General features: G+C 67.1%; 1 protein-coding gene. It reads right to left on the reverse strand.

Features of this window, described 5'->3' with window-relative positions; all coding sequences use genetic code 11:
* A partial coding sequence (locus ISP_RS00005; RefSeq protein WP_331503450.1) for a HEAT repeat domain-containing protein occupies positions 1-592 on the reverse strand: 592 nt, incomplete at both ends.

Genomic DNA, 592 nt, shown 5'->3' on the forward strand with positions numbered 1-592 from the left:
GCGCGGATGGGTCGATGTCGGGGTTGGTGGCGAGCTGGAGCAGGGCGGTGATTACCGGCTCGCTCAGCTCTCCACGACCTGCCAGCGTTGATCCCGCCTGAACCTGCGCGGATGGGTCGATGTCGGGGTTGGTGGCGAGCTGGAGCAGGGCGGTGATTACCGGCTCGCTCAGCTCTCCACGATCAGCTAGCGCCGACACCGCACGCCTCGGCACAAGCGGGTCGATGCTGGGGTTGGTGGCGAGCTGGAGCAGGGCGGTGATTACCGGCTCGCTCAGCTCTCCACGACCTGCCAGCGCCGACACCGCACGCATCCGCACGGACGGGTCGGGGTTGAAGTCGTAGTCGGAGTCGGGGTTGGTGGCGAGCTGGAGCAGGGCGGTGATCACCGGCTCGCTCAGCTCGCCAGCATCAGCCAGCACTGATGCCCCCTGCAACCGCGCGGATGGGTCGATGTCGGGGTTGGTGGCGACTTGGAGCAGGGCGGTGATTACCGGCTCGCTCAGCTCTCCACCATTAGCTAGCACTGATCGCGCCTCCACCTCAACGAAGGGGTCGGTGGCGAGCTGGAGCAGGGCGGTGATTACCGGCTC

It is taken from the genome of Amycolatopsis mediterranei (assembly GCF_026017845.1).
Taxonomy (GTDB): domain Bacteria; phylum Actinomycetota; class Actinomycetes; order Mycobacteriales; family Pseudonocardiaceae; genus Amycolatopsis; species Amycolatopsis mediterranei.